This window comes from Pseudonocardia ailaonensis, assembly GCF_039531635.1.
Classification (GTDB): domain Bacteria; phylum Actinomycetota; class Actinomycetes; order Mycobacteriales; family Pseudonocardiaceae; genus Pseudonocardia; species Pseudonocardia ailaonensis.
In genome coordinates, this window is record NZ_BAAAQK010000029.1 from 45,926 (window position 1) to 61,584 (window position 15,659).

Genomic DNA, 15,659 nt, shown 5'->3' on the forward strand with positions numbered 1-15,659 from the left:
CGTGACACGGTGGTGAGGTGCCCGTGACCGCGCCGCGCCCGTGCTGACGGGTCTGCTCTTCGCGCTGTGCGCGATGGTGCTGAACTGCGGCGCGGGTCTGCTCCAGTCGGCCGCGGCGAACGACGGCTCGCCGCGCCATCTGGTCCTGCGGCCCTTCTACCTGGCCGGGCTGCTGATCGACGGCGTGGGCTGGGCCTGCACCGTCGTCGCCCTGCGACACCTGCCGGTCTTCGCCGTGCAGGCGCTGATCGGCGGGGCGATCGCGCTGACGGCCGTCGCGACCTGGCTGCTCTACGGCGTCCGGCTGCGGGTGATCGACCGGGTGGCCGTCGGGGCCTGCGTCCTCGGGCTCGCCGCGGTCGCCGCCAGCGCGGGCGGGGAGGCCGCGTCGGACCTGACCGGCGTCGTGTCCGTGGTCCTGGGGGCCGCGGTGGCGGTGCTCGCCGTGGCCGCGATCGCCGTCTGGCGGCTCGCCGCGGCCTGGCCCCTCTCGCTGATCGCCGGCCTCGGTTTCGGCGGGACCTCCCTGTCGGTCCGCGCGCTGCGCACCCCCGACGGGTTCGACGTCGCGGCGCTCGCCGTCCAGCCGGCCACCTACCTGATCGCGCTGTTCTGGATCATCGGCATCTCGACGTACTCCCGCGCGCTCGTCCTCGGCTCCCTGTCGAGCGTCACCGCCGTCTTCGCGACCACCGAGGTCCTGGCGCCCGGCCTGGTCGGGATCGTGCTGCTCGGCGACCCCGTGCGGCCGGGATGGTGGATCCCGCTGGGGGCCGGGCTGGCGGTGGCGGTGGCCGGCGTCGTCGTGCTCGCCAATGCGCCCGCACCGCCGGTCGGGCATCGTCGTCGGCGACGTCGTCCCGTTCGCTGAGCCGACCAGTTCGCTGAGGAGCGCCCCCATGCCCACGTTCGACCATCCCGGCGGCACGATCCACTACGAGGAGAGCGGGTCGGGCTTCCCGGTCCTGCTGCTGGCCCCGGGCGGGATGCGGTCCACGATCGACGTCTGGAAGCGCGCCCCGTGGAACCCGGTCGACGCGCTCTCCCCGCTGTACCGGGTGATCGCGATGGACCAGCGCAACGCCGGCGGCGGCAGCACCGGCCCGATCCGCGCGACGGACGGCTGGGACACCTACACCGCCGACCAGCTCGCCCTGCTCGACCATCTCGGCGTGGAGAGCGCGCACGTCATGGGCATGTGCATCGGCGGCGCGTTCATCGCGAACCTGCTGCGCACCGCGCCCGGACGGATCGCCTCCGCCGTCGCGCTGCAGCCGATCGGCCTCGACGGCAACCGGGACCGCTTCCACGAGATGTTCGACGGCTGGGCGGCCGAGCAGCAGGCCGACGCGCAGGACCTGGCGGGGTTCCGGGAGAACCTCTACGGCGGCGACGACGTCCTGTGGTCCGTCTCCGAGGCGCAGGCGGCGGAGTTCCCCGTGCCGATCCTGGTCCTGATGGGCAACGACGAGTTCCATCCCCAGGTCGCCTCGCGGACCCTGGCCCGCGTCGCCCCGCGCGCGACGCTCGTCGAGCAGTGGAAGGACGAGGACTCGATCCCGCTCGCGCAGAAGGCCGTCGCGGAGTTCCTCGCCGCGAACACCCCCGGCTGAGATCCGTTTCGTCCACGACAGGGGGACGCACCGGCCGTCAGGATGGGGCCATGACCTGGGACGACGTCGTCGAGATCGCATCGGGGCTGCCGGGGGTCGAGGTGTCGACCTCCTACGGCACGCCCGCGCTGAAGGTGAAGGGCAAGGGTTTCGCGCGGCTGCGCACCGAAGCCGAGTGCGGGCTGATGCTGCGCTGCGGGCTCGACGAGAAGGAGGCCCTGCTCGCCGCCGGCGATCCGGCCTTCTTCACCACCCCGCACTACGACGGCCACGGGTCGATCCTCGTCGACCTGACGAGGATCGACCGCGAGCGGCTGACCGAGATGATCACCGACGCGTGGCGGGACCGGGCACCGGTCCGCCTGCGGAAGGAGTTCGACCGGAGCTGAAGTGGGCGCGCACGGCCGGCCGGGTGACGGCCCAGAGCAGCGCGATCAGCACGACCGCCTGGATCGCCTGCTCGACGTCCACCCACACCGGGTACTGCCCGCTCGTCATCAGGTACGCGATGCCGGCCAGGCTGACCACCGAGATGATCAGGACCCGGATGTAGGCCCGGCGCCGGCCCTCGCGGATCCGGCGCAGCAGGAACACGTAGACGATGCCGATGATCACGACGCCGGCCACGCGCGACCACAGCCCCGCGCTCAGCCCTGCCCGGACGCCCTCGACGTCCGCGCCGGCCGGCAGCCCCAGGTGCGCCATCTGGTGGTCGAGAAGGGCGTTGTGGAAGACCAGGAACAGCAGCGCGAGGATCGTGCTGAGGCCGAGGTTGACCAGCAGGAGCGTGATCACGCGCTGCAGCTCGCGGGGCGGGTGCGCCGTGGTGTTCATGGTTCCCAGCGTGGGGTGGCGAGCGCGGCCCGGCCCGGCCCGCCCGTCACGATCCGGGCGTGACGGATGTCAGGCCCGGCCACGCCCCCGCGACGGGCGGCGGAAATCATCGGGCACGCCCCGGTGTTGGTCCAGGTATGTCCTGGGTCCCGCAGTCCTGCACCCTCCCGGTCCCGGCGCAGCCCCTGCGGCTCGCCGAGTTCGACGCCCTGTTCGCCGCGTCGCTGCGGTCGGTGGAACGCGCGGCCCCCGACCGTCTCCTCCTGGTTCTCGACGGCGACGCCGAGGCCGCGGCCCGGGACCTGACGGCCCGCGAGTCCGCCTGCTGCTCCTTCTTCACCTTCACGGTGTGCCGGATCGACGGCGAGGTGCTGGTGGAGGTGGGTGTGCCCGGGACCCATGTCGAGGTCCTCGACGCGCTCGCCCTGAGCGCCGTCGTGGCCGCGGCCTGACCGGGTCACGACAGCGGCCCGGCGACCCGGCAGACTCGACGTCGTGATCGAGCCCGGAGCGAATGCCGCCCAGCGCCAGGAGTGGGACGGCGAGACCGGCGACTACTGGGTCGCCAACGCGGACCGCTACGACGCCTGCGTCGCCGCCTACCAGCCGCACCTGCTCGCCGGGGCGCAGATCGGGCCGGGTGAGCACGTCCTCGACGTCGGCTGCGGCACCGGCCGCACCACCCGCGACGTCGCCCGGCACGCGGCGACCGCGACCGGCGTCGACCTGTCCCGCCGGATGATCCGGCTCGCCCGCGAGCGCGCGGCCCGCGAGAGCGTGGTCAACGCGATGTTCCTGCAGGCCGACGCCCAGACCCACACCTTCGCACCGGGCTCGGTCGACGTGATCGTCAGCCGTCACGGCGTGATGTTCTTCGACGACCCGGTGGCCGCCTTCGCGAACCTCGCCACCGCCCTGCGCCCCGACGGCCGGCTCGCCCTGCTCGTCTGGCAGGCCTACGAGCAGCAGGAATGGATGCGGACCTTCCGCGCTGTCCTGGCCCCCGGCCGCGAGGTCGACCCCACCCAGCCCGGCGCCTTCTCCCTCGGCGACCCCGCCCGCGTCCGCGCTGTCCTGGGCGCCGCGGGCCTGCGGGACGTCGAGCTCGACGCCGTCGCCGAGCCGATGTGGTTCGGCCCGGACCCCGACACCGCTGCGACCTTCATCGCCGGCCAGTTCGCCGGGATGCTGGCCGCCCTCGACGACCCGGCCACCGCCACCGCCGCCCTGCGCGAGGACATGGAGGCCCACCACGGCCCCGACGGCGTCCGCTACGACTCCGCGGCCTGGGTGGTCCGAGCGCGCCGCTGACCTGACGATCGCCGTTCCCGGGCGTCCGGCTGATCGAGCGCGGTCTCACGGCCGATCCTGTGCGGCTGTCCCGGCGGGGACGCTTCGCCGCGGTCGCGTTCGACGTCCACGACGACGTCCACGACGACGTCGCCGCGACCTGGGTCGTCCGGCGAGGGGCCGGAACCGTGTGGCACGAGCACCACGCCCTGGCTCGTCGCGGCGGGATGTGGGCCGTACCGGGTGGCGGGGGACGATCCTCGATCCCGCGTGCTGCTGACCGGGTCTACCAGGGCACCACATCGCCGTGGCGGTCCAGGAACTGCAGGCCCGGCGCGCCGGCCTGGGCGTCCAGGACATCGACGACGGCGGGGATGCTCTCCTCGGGCAGTAGTGGCGCATCCGGCCCGCCGAGCTCGGTCTTGTTGCTACACCGAGCGGCTCGACGACTGTCGGAACTTCTACGCGGCGCTCGGTCTGGATCTCGTGCGAGAGCAGCACGGCTCAGGGCCGGTGCACTACGCCGCGGAGCTGGAGCGCGGCTTCGTGCTGGAGATCTATCCGGCGACCGCTGAGCGGAGCACCGGACGTCTGCGGCTCGGGCTGACCGTGCCTGCCTCGGCCCGGTTGTCCGAAGGTGAGCACGAGCTGACCGATCCCGACGGTCGGATCGTCGTCGTCACGGTGGGCAGGGCCGGATAGCTGGTGCCGCCGGCCGCGAGCGGACCGCAGGCAGGAGCGGGTGAGCCGAACGGTGCCGGCGTGGTCCGCCCACGCCGCAGGGTGGCGGCGCCTTGATCTCCTACAACGTCGCGCACACCGAGGCCGCCGGACGGATCGCCGAGGGGCTCGCGGAGCTCGTCGAGGAGCACGGAACGGGCTGAGGGCACGCGAGCCATGTCGATCGAGGAACGACGAAGGCCCGGCTCCGGTGTGGACACACTCTGAGCTGGGCCTTTGCGTGGAGAGCGGATGACGGGAATCGAACCCGCGTATTCAGCTTGGGAAGCTGATGTTCTACCATTGAACTACATCCGCAGTGCGCTTGAGCGACTCTAGCACCCCGCCTGCGTGCCCCTCTCGACCTCCCCGGAGACCTTCCCGGCTAGGGTTCTCCCGTGCTCCTGTCCGATCGCGACCTGCGCAAGGAGATCGAGTCCGGGCGCCTCGGGCTGGATCCCTGGGACGAGGCGATGCTGCAGCCGTCGAGCATCGACGTGCGGCTGGACCGCTTCTTCCGCGTCTTCCAGAACTCGAAGTACACGCACATCGATCCGTCGCTGCAGCAGGACGAGCTGACCAGCGCGGTCGAGACGGCAGACGGCGACAACTTCGTGCTCCATCCCGGTGAGTTCGTGCTGGGCAGCACGTTCGAGCAGGTCAGCCTGCCGGACGATCTGGCCGGGCGGCTGGAGGGCAAGTCGAGCCTCGGCCGGCTCGGGCTGCTCACGCACTCCACGGCGGGCTTCATCGACCCGGGCTTCACCGGGCACATCACGCTCGAGCTGTCGAACGTCGCGAACCTGCCGATCACGCTGTGGCCCGGGATGAAGATCGGCCAGCTGTGCCTGTTCCGGCTGTCCAGCCCGGCGGAGCGGCCCTACGGCAGCGAGGGCGTCGGCTCGAAGTACCAGGGCCAGCGTGGCCCGACGCCGAGCCGGGCCTGGCAGAACTTCCACCGGGCCGACACCACTCGCTAGGAAAGCGCAGAGACCTGACCGTCAGGGCATCTGACGGTCAGATCTCGAACGATGTCCCCGGAGGACCCTCTCGAGGACGGCCGCCGGAGATCAGGCCCGGGCGTCCCAGCGGAAGTGCCGCCTCGCCAGCATCCCGAACAGCACCGGCCACAGCACCAGTGACACCAGCGCGAGCAGCGGGAACCCGCCGCCGAACGAGGCCTGGACGAACGTCCCGATCATGCCGCCGGGCAGTAGCGCGAGCGCCTGGAACCACCCCTCCAGGGGCAGGATCGCGAGCACGATCCCGGTCCCGATCATCACGAAGAACAGCGGCAGCGTGGTGATCTGCGCGCGCTCGGCGGCCGGCGTCACGATCGTCGTGGCCAGGGCCGCGGTGATGACGAGCGCGAGGCCGCCCACCAGCGCCAGCAGGATCAACCAGGGCGACGACGGCAGGGGCACGCCCGCGGCGACGTCGAAGATGGCGAAGACCACGAACTGCACCAGGGCGAGGATCGCGGTCGGGGCGATCGTGGCCGTCACCAGGCCGGAGTCGGAGATCCCGCTGGTCCGGAGCCTCTTGAGCACCTGCGACTGCCGGCGCGCGACCAGGGTCTGGGTGGCCGAGACGTAGATCCCCATGCCCAGCACGAACACGAGCTGCATCGCGAGCAGGTAGGGCCCGGCGTCCCTCACCCCGCCGGTGAAGGTGATGAACAGGCCCAGCCCGAGCGGGATGATCAGGGTGGAGACGAGCAGTGTCCGGTTGCGGACGATCAGCTTCAGCTCCGCGAACGTCAGTGCGGCGACTCGGTTCATGTCAGCTCTCCTCCCGGATCGCGTGGTAGATGTCGGCGAGCGAGGCCGGCGCGGCGCGCAGGTCCGTGAGCTCGACGTCGTGCGCCGCGGCCCAGGTCAGGAACGCCGTCAGGTCCCGCTGGAGGTCGTCCGTGTGGATCTGGACGTGCGGTCCGTCGACGCCCGGCGGGGGCGTGACGCCGGGAGGCAGGGTCGCCGAGAACCCCGCCGGGCGGCTCGCGAGGATCTCCGAGAGTGTCCCGGAGACCGCCAGCCGCCCCTCGTGCATGATCGCGACGCGATCGGCGAGCGCCTCGGCCTCCTCCAGGTAGTGCGTGGTCAGCAGCACCGTGCGGCCGGCCTCCTGCAGCTCCTGGATGGCGTCCCACGTGCGGCGGCGGGCGCCCGGGTCGAGCCCGGTCGTCGGCTCGTCGAGGATCACGAGATCGGGGCTGCCCCACACCGCCGTCGCCAGGTCGAGGCGGCGCTTCTCCCCGCCGGACAGGGCCGAGACCCGCACGTCCTTGCGATGCGCGAGATCGAACCGGTCGAGCAGGCGGCCGGTCCGGTCGTCGCGCGCGGAGAGCTGCCCCCACAGGTCGAGCGTCTCGGAGACCGTCATCTCCTCGACGAACCCGCCCTCCTGCAGCTGGATGCCCATCCGGTCGCGCAGCGGGCCGCGCTGGGTGCCGGGATCGAATCCCAGGACGGACACGGTGCCCGAGCTGCGCCTGCGGAAGCCCTCGATCACCTCGAGCGTGGTGGTCTTGCCCGCGCCGTTGGTGCCGAGCAGCGCGAACACCTCCCCCCGCCGGACCTCGAGGTCGACCCCCCGGACGGCCTCGAAGTCCCCGTAGCGGACGTGCAGATCGCGGACGGTCACGGCGGTCTCGGTCCTGATGGCTGTCTGCGTCATGGCTCCCACCGTGCCGATCCGGGGGCGCCCCTCGGTAGGCGCCGCCGTCACGGGTCCGGCTGACACCCGCACCGCCCGGCATGACAGCTGTCATCCGTTTCCGGCGGTCTGCCCGGAGCTCGGTTACGGTTCCGGCGTGGACCGGGATGAACGGCAGGTCAGGGCGGCACGCCGGTTCGCCCGGATCGGCCTGGTGCTGACGGCGGCGTGGTTGCTCTTCGCGCCCGCGATGATCGTCTTCGCGGGGCTCCCGGGGCCCGGCTGGCTCGCCGCGCTGATCCCGCTGTTCCTCGCCGCCGTGGCGCTGCACGTGCTGCGGATGCGCCAGCACATCCGTGCGTCGGGCGTCCCCGCGACAACGGCGTTCACGGTCGCCGCCTGCGCGGTCGGCCTGGCGCTGGCGCTGGTGGGAATCGCGTCGGCGTGGGCGGGCTGGGTGTGGGCGGTGGCGTCCGGGATCCTGCTCGGCGACGTCGTGGTCGCCCGCCGGGCCCGCGCGATCGCCGTATGGGTGCTCGGCGCGACCGCCGTCGTGCTCGTCGCGGGCTACTTCGTGGGGGTCGAGGTCGCGCCGCGGGTCTCCGGGGGGACCGTGTCGCCGTGGATCGGGGCGGGGCTCGCCGCGTTCTACGTCGCCAGCATGTGGGTGCTCGACGTCGAGCGGCTCTGGTGGTTCAAGGCCGTCAGCGACCTCGACGACTCCCGCCGCACCGCCGCCGAGCTCGCCACCACCCGCGAACGCCTCCGCCTGGCCGACGACCTGCACGACATCCTCGGCCACGCCCTCGAGGTCGTCGCGTTCAAGAGCGAGCTCGCCGCACGGCTGCAGGAGGCCGATCCCGCGCGCGCGAAGGCGGAGATGGAGGAGGTGCAGCAGGTGGCCCGGCAGTCGTTGACTGAGGTCAGGGCCCTGGTGCGGAGCACCCGCGACACCGACCTCACCGTCGAGCTGGCCGGCGCCCGGGCCGTCCTCGGGTCCGCCGGAGTGGCTCTCGAGGTGCGCGGCGACCCGTCGGCGGTCGATCCGGCGGCGCGCAACGTCCTCGGCCGGGTGCTCCGCGAGGCCATGACGAACGTGCTGCGCCACTCCCAGCCCACCCGCTGCACCATCGAGATCCGCGCGGACCGTCTGGTCGTCACCAACGACGGGGTCGGCTCACCAGGCGACGGGACGGGCACGGGGCTGGCCGGCCTGGAGCGGTACCTCGACGAGCACACCGGCCGCCTGGCCGCGGGTTCCGACGGCCACGGCGGCTACCGGCTCGAAGCGGTGCTCGGCGCGTGATCCGTCTCGTACTGGCGGACGACGAGTCGCTCACCCGCGGCGCGGTCGGCGCCCTGCTCGACCTGGAGGCGGACCTGCGCGTGGTCGCGCAGGCGGGGACGGGGGACGAGGCGGTGGCGGCGATCCGGGAGCACGTCCCGGACGTCGCGGTGCTCGACGTCGAGATGCCCGGCCTCGACGGCGCCGAGGTGGCCCAGTGGGTCGCCGGGCACGCCCCCGAGGTCCGCTGCATCATCCTGACCAGGCACGCCCGCCCCGGAGTCCTGCGCCGCGCCCTCGCGGCCGGCGCCCGCGGTTTCGTGACGAAGAGTGCCCCCGCGGCCGAGCTCGCGGACATCATCCGGCGCGTCCACGGCGGCGGCCGCTACGTCGATCCCGATCTCGCCATGACCGCCCTGACCACGGAGGACTGCCCCCTGACGGACCGAGAGCTGGAGGTCCTCCGCAGCGTCGGCGACGTCGGCCCGTCCGGCACGGCGAGCGACATCGCCGCCCGCGTCCACCTCTCCGCCGGCACCGTCCGCAACTACCTGTCCTCCGCCATGCAGAAGCTGGGCGCCCCCACTCGCCAACAGGCCCTGGAACACGCCCGCGACCACGGCTGGCTCTGACCGACCCCACCCTCACCGCCCCCTCCCCGCGAGTCGGCACTTTCGGTAGGCCGAATGTGCGATCTCGGTAGATCGCGGCCGGTCGGGTGCGGGTCTCCCTCGACCTCTCGCGAGGCGGCGGTGTCGGTCGCTCGACCGTGCGACACCGGCCGTGGGCCCGGTCCGTGGTCCTGCCCGCGTCGTGCCACCGATCCGGTACTCGGGCGGGGTCGGCGCCGCTCGTCGGGCCGTCGGTGCTGCGCAGCCGTCGCGGGACGGGGGACGTTCGCCGGGTGGGATCCGCGCGTTCGGCCCCGGTCCCGGGCCGGAATGGCTACCCTGGCTCGCGATGGTGCGCCGCGACCCGTCCGACGACGAGCCCTCCGCCTGGGAGCGAGGGCGGCACGGGCGTTCCCCGGACGAGGGCGCGGAGATCATCCCGCTCGACTCCCGCAGAGTCCGCGACGACTCCTTCCCGGTCTTCCGTCACGGCAAGAGCGGTCCCGTGGAGGTGCCGCCGGAGGAGCCATTCCAGGGCTGGCGTCGAGGGAGCACGCGCCAGGAGCGCGAGAACCCCGCCTACGACAGCTGGGTCGACGACCCGGACGAGCAGATCTACCGCCCCGCAGCGCGCGAGCACTCGGCCCGGGAGCACTCCGGCCGGGAGGATCCGGTGCCGGACCGTCCCGGGTACCGCACCTCCGCCCGGAGCTACTCCGGCCCGGGCGACGACGGGTGGGACGACGACGGGTGGGACGCCGCTGAGCAGGACGTCCCGGACCTGGACGACGACGAGTTCGGGGACGTCGACCACGACGGTGGCCGGGCCGCCGAGGACGATGCCGACGAGCGCCGGGCCGTCGGGCACCGGAGTGATGAGGACCGTGCCGGTCGTGGCCTCGCCGATCGGGAGGGGCGGTCCGGCCGGCGGCGACCGGACGTGTGGGACGACGATCCGGACCTCGACAGCGACGCCGACACCGCCGGGGCCGGGCGCCAGGCCGGCCTCGCCCGCCGGCAGGACGGCCCCGGGACCTTCCCCGCCTGGCGGCAGGGCACCCGTCGCTCCCGCAGGGAGCTCGCGGCCCGGGAACCCGATGCCCCTCCACCGCCCGGCGAGCGCGCCGACCGGCGGCGCGTCCCCGAGCCCGAACGGAAGCAGCGCGCCCGCTTCCGGCCCCGCAGCCTGCGCGGTGCGGTCGGGCTCGGCATCGCCGCCGCGATCCTGCTGCTCTACGGCTTCCTCTACGTCGACCCGCAGGGCCGCTGGTGGCTCCCGCTCGCGGCGGGGTTCGTCGTGCTGGTGCTGCTGGCGCTGCTCCGGCTCGACCGCCTGACCAAGGGCTGGACCTGGCACATCGCCGGCCTGGCGGTCCTCGCCGGGCTCGTCCTGGAGACCCGCGACAACCCCTGGTCCTGGGCTTTCGCAGTGAGCATCGGCGTGCTGCTCGCCGGGCTGCTGCGGCTGCCCCGCTGGCCGGTGGCGGTGGCCGGCGTCGTGCTGTGCATCGTCTCGTTCGTCGGGTACCAGTTCCGGGCGTCGGAGGTGCGGCAGCAGGAGGCCGAGATCGCCCAACAGGCCGGCACCCAGATGCGCGAAGGCTTCGGCTACGACCGCCCCGATCTCGTCCTGAGCAAGCTGAACGACGGCCTGAGCCCGCTGGACACCCAGGCGATCTGCCGCCTCCTCGACGCCCCCGCCCAGGCCCAGCTCACCGCCGCCACCGGCACCGCGGACTGCACCGCCGCGGTGGCCGCCGCCTCGGCGAAGGTCCCCGCGGGGAGCTCGACCGCCACCCCGCGTGCCACGGGCTCGAACGGCCCGCCCCCACCCTCCGGCACGATCCTCGAGGTCAACGGCTGCGCCACGGCCTGGGGCCGCGCCGTCCCGACCGTGGGCGTGATCGAGACGGTCCGTACCGACGAGCCGTCCAAGGTCATCTGGCGGGTCGCGGGCTTCAAACCCTGCACCACGCCCTGAAACCGGGTCGGCAGGGTGCGCGGCGCCGTGACGTTGGTTGCGGTGCATCGGGCGCTGTGGAGCGGCTCGCTCGCAATCTCTCGACGACGGCCCCGCGACCGGGCGGTCGCGGGGCCGTGGCCGTACGAGGAACCGTCAGCCGGACTTGCGGACGGCCTTGCGCGCGGGCACGAACTTCGGGGTCAGGCGGCCCTCCACAGCGGGCGGGACCTCCTTGGCCGCGGGCTTCTCCGTGGTGGAGTCCGCGGCCCCGGCGGGCTTCCCGTGGGACGCCGCGGCACCGTTCTCCGAGGCGGCCCCGGAGCCGTTCGTGCTCGTCTCCGGCGTCGTGCTCGCCGATCCGGCGGATGCCTCGCCCGGCTCGGCAGCTGTCGCCCCGGTCGCGGCCGACGACGCAGCTCCCGCGGCCCCGGCGGCCCCCGCGGCGTCGGCGGCGGGCGATGCGGCCTCGGCGGTCGCTGACGGGGGCTCGGCTGCCGCCGGAGTGGACTCGTCCGCCGGGGGTGCGGCCTCGGCGGCCGACGGTGCGGAGTCGGCGGGCGAGGTCTCGGCCCGCGCCGCTGCCGGCTTCGCCGTTGCGGGCACCGCCTTCTTCGGCAGGGCGAACCTCGGCGTCAGGCGGCCCGGGACAGCGGGCGGGGCCTCGGCACGGGAGGTTGCCTTCGCCGGCTCGGCCGCCGTCGTCGCGGTTCCGTTGCCAGCGCTGTCCGCCGCCGCGGGCTCCGGCTCTCCGCGTTCCGGTGCCGCAGCGCTGGTCGACGCAGCGCTGGTCGACGCAGCGCTGGTCGACGCAGCGCTGGTCGACGGAGCGCCTGCGGACGCGGCCGGGGACGGCGCCGCGTCCGCCGCGTCGCTCCGGGACGCCGTGGCGTCAGCGGTCGCCGACGCCTCGCTCGCCTCGGACGATGCCGCAGCGGCCGGGGCCGCCGCGGGCTTCGCCTTCCCCGGAACTGCCTTCTTGGGCAGGGCGAACTTCGGAGTGAGGCGACCCGGCACCGGCTCCGGAGCGGCGGGCTTCTCGGCGGCGGGTGCGTCGGACGCTGCGGTCGCCGATTTGGCCGCCGCAGCCTGGCCCGTCGCAGCCCCGTCCGTCGCAGCCCCGCCTGACGCAGCCCCGCCCGACGCAGCCTCGGCAGGCGCGGCCTCGGTCGGTGTCGCCGCCGGCTCGGGCTCGGCCGGCTTGGCCCCTCCGAGCTTGGCAGCCTTGGGGATCGTGAACTTCGCACCCGAGGCCTTCGCCGGCGCGGCTTCCGCCGGGGCCGTACCGCCCTGAGCGTCGGCCGCCGATGCCTCCGGGGCCTGCGTGCCGGACGCGGCCGACTCCGCGGCGGCCGGCTTCGCCGCGCCGGGCTTGGCGGCCTTGGGGATCGTGAACTTGCCGCCCGCGGCCTTGGCCGGAGCAACGTTCGTGGTCTCGGCGGCCGGAGCAGCATCCGCCGTCTCCGCGGCCGGAGCGGCACCCGCAGCAGCGTCCGTGGTGTCGGCTGGAGCCGCGGCCGCCGGCTTGGCCGCGCCGGGCTTGGCGGCCTTGGGGATCGTGAACTTGCCCCCGGCAGCCTTGGCCGGAGCGCCCTCGGCCGGAGCGACCTCCGACGGCGCATCGGACGAGGACGACTCCGGGGCCGGCGTGGCCGCCCCCGCCTTCGCCGCCTTCGGGATGGCGAACTTCGCCCCCGGTGCCTTGGCCGGAGCAGCCGGAGCAGCCGCCTCCGACGGAGCCGACTCCTCGGCCCCCGCGGACTTCGGTGCCGCCTTGGCGGCGCCGGGCCTGGCGGCCTTCGGCACCGAGAACGTCGCCCCACCCGACGTGGCCGGGGCCTCCTCAGCGGAGGCGGGAGCGCCGGCCTTCGCCGCCTTGGGCACCGCGAACTTCGGCGGCGCGGCCTTCGGAGCGGCAGGAGCAGCAGGAGCCGAGGCCTCGACGGCGGCATCGTTCGCCGCGGTCGTGACCTCGTCCTCGGAGGCCTCGGGAGCCTTCGTCCCGGAGGCGGCGGCACCGGCAGCGGCCGCTGCCGCACCGACCGCGACGGCCCCCGCCGCACCGGCCGCCCCCGCGGAGGCGGCGGTCGCCGGGGTGTTCTCCGTCAGTGGTGTGGCCGTGGTCTGCTCCACGTCCCCGGCCGTGACCGACGCGTCCCCAGCCGTGACCGGGGGCGTCCCGACCGTGACGGCCGAGTCGCCGCGCTGGACCGACGCCAGCAGCATCTGCGCCACGTCCTGGACGACCACGCCCTCACCGACGCCCTCGGCCTGCTTGGCCGTGAGCCCGTCGCCGATCATGGTGCGGCAGAAGGGGCAGCCGACGGCGATGGTGCCGGCGCCGCCGACCGAGTCGAGGGTGTCGATGGCCTCGGCGGTGCGGGTGATGTTGATCCGCTGCCCGATCCGCTCCTCCATCCACATGCGCGCGCCACCGGCGCCGCAGCACATGGAGCGGTCGGCGTGGCGCGGCATCTCGGTGAGCGTGCCGACGGCCGCGACGAGCTCGCGCGGCTCCTCGTAGACCTCGTTGTGCCGGCCGAGGTAGCAGGGGTCGTGGTAGGTGACCTGCTTGGACGAGTCCGGGTCCGCGACGGGGACGAGCTTGCCCGTGCGGACGAGCTTGTTCAGCAGCTGCGTGTGGTGGATGACCTCGTAGTGCCCGTCGAGCTGCGGGTACTCCCGCGAGAGCGAGTTGAGGCAGTGCGGGCAGGTGGTGACCATCTTGCGCGTGCCGGGCTCGCGGCCCTCGAACACGGCGTTGAGCATCTCGGCGGTCTGCTGCGCCATCATCTGGAACAGGAACTCGTTGCCTGCGCGCCGGGCCGGGTCACCGGTGCAGGTCTCCTCGGAGCCCAGCACCACGTAGTTCACGCCGGCGCGGTGCAGCAGCTCGGCGGTCGCCTTCGTCGTCTTCTTGGCGTTGTCGTCGAACGCGCCGGCACAGCCGACCCAGAAGATGTACTCGGTGTCCGCGGAGAGCTCGCCCTCGTAGACGGGCACCGGGAAGGGCAGCTCCTCGGCCCAGGCCAGGCGGTCCTTCTGGTTGAAGCCCCAGGGGTTGCCCTTGTTCTCCAGGTTCTTGAACAGCCCGTTGAGCTCCGACGGGAACTCGGTCTCGATCATGACCTGGTAGCGCCGCATGTCGACGATGTGGTCGACGTGCTCGATGTCCACGGGGCACTGCTCCACGCAGGCGCCGCAGCTGGTGCAGGACCACAGGATGTCCGGGTCGATGACGCCCAGCGCCTCGGCGGTCCCGATCAGCGGGCGCTCGGCCTCGGCCCGGGCGGCGGCGGGGATCGCGGCGAGGCGCGCCTCGGCGCCGTCGCCCGTGATCCCGACCTCCTCGCCGGAGACGTCCGTGCGGCCGCCGGCCAGCAGGTACGGGGCCTTGGCATAGGCGTGGTCGCGCAGCGCGTTGACCAGCAGCTTCGGCGAGAGCGGCTTCTCGGTGTTCCAAGCCGGGCACTGCGACTGGCACCGCCCGCACTCGGTGCAGGTGGTGAAGTCGAGCAGGCCCTTCCAGGAGAAGTCCTCGATGCGCCCGACGCCGAAGACGTCCTTCTCGGGGTCCGCCTCGTCGAGGTCGAGGACCACACCGGCCGACGTCATCGGCTTGACGTTGCCGAGCGCCTTGCGCCCGTCCGCCTCGCGCTTGAAGTAGATGTTGAAGAACGCCGTGAACCGGTGCCACGCCACACCCATGGTGGGCTTGGCGGCGATGACGATCAGCCAGATCATGGCCGAGAGGACCTTGACCGCGGCGAAGACGCTGACGAGCGTGGTCGACGCCGGGAGGATCGCGCCGAGCCCCATCGAGACGGGGGCGGACCAGAACGGCACGTCGAAGTAGCCAAGCGCGTCCTTCGCGCCGCGCACGATCAGGATGCCGGCGCCTTCGAGGAACACGATGAACTCGACGAAGTACGCCCGGCCCATCCGCGAGCCGTAGAACCGCGACTCCCGCCCGAGCCGGCGCGGGTTCTGCACCTGCCGGTAGATGATCAGCGGCACGATGCCGACGATGGTGCCGACGCCGAGGATCTCCACCCACAGCGAGTAGGGCCCCCACTCGCCGATGATCGGCAGGTGGAAGTGCGGGTCCCACACCTCGACGAAGGCCTCGACCAGCGCCAGGATCAGCCCGCCGAAGCCGACCATCACGAGCCAGTGGAAGACGCCGACGTGCGTCCACTTCATCATCCGGGTGTGGAGGAGGACCTCCTTCAGCATGGTCCTCGTGCGCGCGCCGAACGGGCCGTTGCGCGAGGAGTCCGGCTGGCCGAGCCTGATGATCGCGATCATCCTCGCCACGGTGCGGGACACCAGCACCACGGCGACCACCAGCGACGCCAGCGTGATGATGCCGAGCACCCACTGCACCCAGGTCATGCGGACCGAACCTCCCTGTCATGGCTCCGACCGGAGGCCGGCCGCCGGTTACTGGAGAGTAGGTCCGTGCGAGGCCTCGTTGGCGGTTCCGCGACATACGACTGCGTGCGCGGAGAATAGGTCATCCACGAGGGCGTTCGCGTCGTGACGAGCACCAACGTGGCACACCCGAATCGTGGAAGGGCTCGTGGGGCGGGCGAGTGAGGCTTACCTTCTGAGAGCGGGATCACCGCGCCGGGGAGGAATCGGTCACACGGGGTTGTGTTTCACGCCACCCTCACCCATCAAGGGGTACG

Annotated in this window: 13 protein-coding genes, 1 tRNA gene and 1 pseudogene; 10 read left to right on the top strand and 5 right to left on the bottom strand. The window is 73.2% G+C overall.

The genetic code is table 11. The annotated features are described in order from the left end of the window. Window positions 1-40: 40 nt before the first annotated feature. From ABD324_RS35415 to ABD324_RS35425, 3 genes are read left to right on the top strand one after another with little or no spacing between them, the layout of a single operon-like run. Window positions 41-871 carry a hypothetical protein gene (locus tag ABD324_RS35415; RefSeq protein WP_344427695.1) on the top strand — a complete coding sequence of 277 codons (831 nt, stop codon included), beginning with the start codon at window positions 41-43 and terminating at the stop codon, window positions 869-871. Window positions 872-899: 28 nt separating this feature from the next. After that, window positions 900-1,613, top strand: coding sequence for an alpha/beta fold hydrolase (locus ABD324_RS35420; protein WP_344427696.1), 714 nt, complete (start codon window positions 900-902; stop codon window positions 1,611-1,613). A gap of 50 nt (window positions 1,614-1,663) precedes the next feature. Then, complete coding sequence (locus ABD324_RS35425; protein WP_344427699.1) at window positions 1,664-2,002, top strand: MmcQ/YjbR family DNA-binding protein; 339 nt, start codon at window positions 1,664-1,666, stop codon at window positions 2,000-2,002. Here the strand turns inward: ABD324_RS35425 and ABD324_RS35430 are convergent. Then, on the bottom strand, window positions 1,941-2,447 hold the full coding sequence (locus ABD324_RS35430) for a hypothetical protein (RefSeq protein WP_344427702.1): 507 nt from the start codon (window positions 2,445-2,447) through the stop codon (window positions 1,941-1,943). The two genes, ABD324_RS35425 and ABD324_RS35430, sit on opposite strands and share 62 nt — an antisense overlap. A 137-nt stretch (window positions 2,448-2,584) precedes the next feature. Between ABD324_RS35430 and ABD324_RS35435 the strand changes: the two genes are divergently transcribed. From ABD324_RS35435 to ABD324_RS35450, 3 genes are all read left to right on the top strand, one after another. After that, a complete protein-coding gene (locus tag ABD324_RS35435) occupies window positions 2,585-2,899 on the top strand; it encodes a hypothetical protein (protein ID WP_344427705.1) in 315 nt (104 codons plus the stop codon). Window positions 2,900-2,942: 43 nt separating this feature from the next. Beyond that, window positions 2,943-3,758, top strand: coding sequence for a class I SAM-dependent methyltransferase (locus ABD324_RS35440; protein ID WP_344427708.1), 816 nt, complete (start codon window positions 2,943-2,945; stop codon window positions 3,756-3,758). A gap of 372 nt (window positions 3,759-4,130) precedes the next feature. Continuing rightward, the gene (locus ABD324_RS35450) at window positions 4,131-4,439 is read left to right on the top strand and encodes a VOC family protein (RefSeq protein ID WP_344427711.1); all 309 of its coding nucleotides are present in this window, start codon (window positions 4,131-4,133) and stop codon (window positions 4,437-4,439) included. A 265-nt stretch (window positions 4,440-4,704) separates the two neighbouring features. Here ABD324_RS35450 and ABD324_RS35455 read toward each other — a convergent pair. Next, a tRNA-Gly gene (locus ABD324_RS35455) sits at window positions 4,705-4,775 on the bottom strand. A gap of 80 nt (window positions 4,776-4,855) precedes the next feature. Between ABD324_RS35455 and dcd the strand changes: the two genes are divergently transcribed. Further along, the gene (gene dcd / locus ABD324_RS35460) at window positions 4,856-5,437 is read left to right on the top strand and encodes a dCTP deaminase (RefSeq protein ID WP_344427714.1); all 582 of its coding nucleotides are present in this window, start codon (window positions 4,856-4,858) and stop codon (window positions 5,435-5,437) included. Window positions 5,438-5,527: 90 nt separating this feature from the next. On the opposite strand, the gene ABD324_RS35465 is transcribed toward dcd, so the two are convergent. Continuing rightward, window positions 5,528-6,238 carry an ABC transporter permease gene (locus ABD324_RS35465; RefSeq protein WP_344427717.1) on the bottom strand — a complete coding sequence of 237 codons (711 nt, stop codon included), beginning with the start codon at window positions 6,236-6,238 and terminating at the stop codon, window positions 5,528-5,530. Window position 6,239: 1 nt separating this feature from the next. Beyond that, window positions 6,240-7,133 carry an ABC transporter ATP-binding protein gene (locus tag ABD324_RS35470; RefSeq protein ID WP_344427720.1) on the bottom strand — a complete coding sequence of 298 codons (894 nt, stop codon included), beginning with the start codon at window positions 7,131-7,133 and terminating at the stop codon, window positions 6,240-6,242. Between the two features lie 136 nt (window positions 7,134-7,269). Between ABD324_RS35470 and ABD324_RS35475 the strand changes: the two genes are divergently transcribed. From ABD324_RS35475 to ABD324_RS35485, 3 genes are all read left to right on the top strand, one after another. After that, on the top strand, window positions 7,270-8,418 hold the full coding sequence (locus ABD324_RS35475) for a histidine kinase (RefSeq protein WP_344427723.1): 1,149 nt from the start codon (window positions 7,270-7,272) through the stop codon (window positions 8,416-8,418). Beyond that, a complete protein-coding gene (locus ABD324_RS35480; RefSeq protein WP_344427727.1) occupies window positions 8,415-9,029 on the top strand; it encodes a response regulator transcription factor in 615 nt (204 codons plus the stop codon). The genes ABD324_RS35475 and ABD324_RS35480 overlap by 4 nt, the downstream gene beginning before the upstream one ends. Before the next feature lie 328 nt (window positions 9,030-9,357). After that, entirely contained in the window at window positions 9,358-10,989 is a 1,632-nt protein-coding gene (locus ABD324_RS35485; protein WP_344427731.1) for a hypothetical protein, read from the top strand. A gap of 2,097 nt (window positions 10,990-13,086) precedes the next feature. Here ABD324_RS35485 and ABD324_RS35490 read toward each other — a convergent pair. Further along, window positions 13,087-15,363: pseudogene (locus tag ABD324_RS35490) on the bottom strand ((Fe-S)-binding protein); the annotation flags it as partial. Window positions 15,364-15,659: the final 296 nt, after the last annotated feature.

What these genes read in the sequence shown, in the direction of transcription:
- ABD324_RS35420 (WP_344427696.1), top strand. Translation starts at nt 900, where the DNA reads ATGCCCACGTTCGACCATCCCGGCGGCACGATCCACTACGAGGAGAGC.
- ABD324_RS35425 (WP_344427699.1), top strand. Translation starts at nt 1,664, where the DNA reads ATGACCTGGGACGACGTCGTCGAGATCGCATCGGGGCTGCCGGGGGTC.
- ABD324_RS35430 (WP_344427702.1), bottom strand. Translation starts at nt 2,447, where the DNA reads ATGAACACCACGGCGCACCCGCCCCGCGAGCTGCAGCGCGTGATCACG.
- ABD324_RS35435 (WP_344427705.1), top strand. Translation starts at nt 2,585, where the DNA reads ATGTCCTGGGTCCCGCAGTCCTGCACCCTCCCGGTCCCGGCGCAGCCC.
- ABD324_RS35465 (WP_344427717.1), bottom strand. Translation starts at nt 6,238, where the DNA reads ATGAACCGAGTCGCCGCACTGACGTTCGCGGAGCTGAAGCTGATCGTC.
- ABD324_RS35470 (WP_344427720.1), bottom strand. Translation starts at nt 7,133, where the DNA reads ATGACGCAGACAGCCATCAGGACCGAGACCGCCGTGACCGTCCGCGAT.
- ABD324_RS35485 (WP_344427731.1), top strand. Translation starts at nt 9,358, where the DNA reads ATGGTGCGCCGCGACCCGTCCGACGACGAGCCCTCCGCCTGGGAGCGA.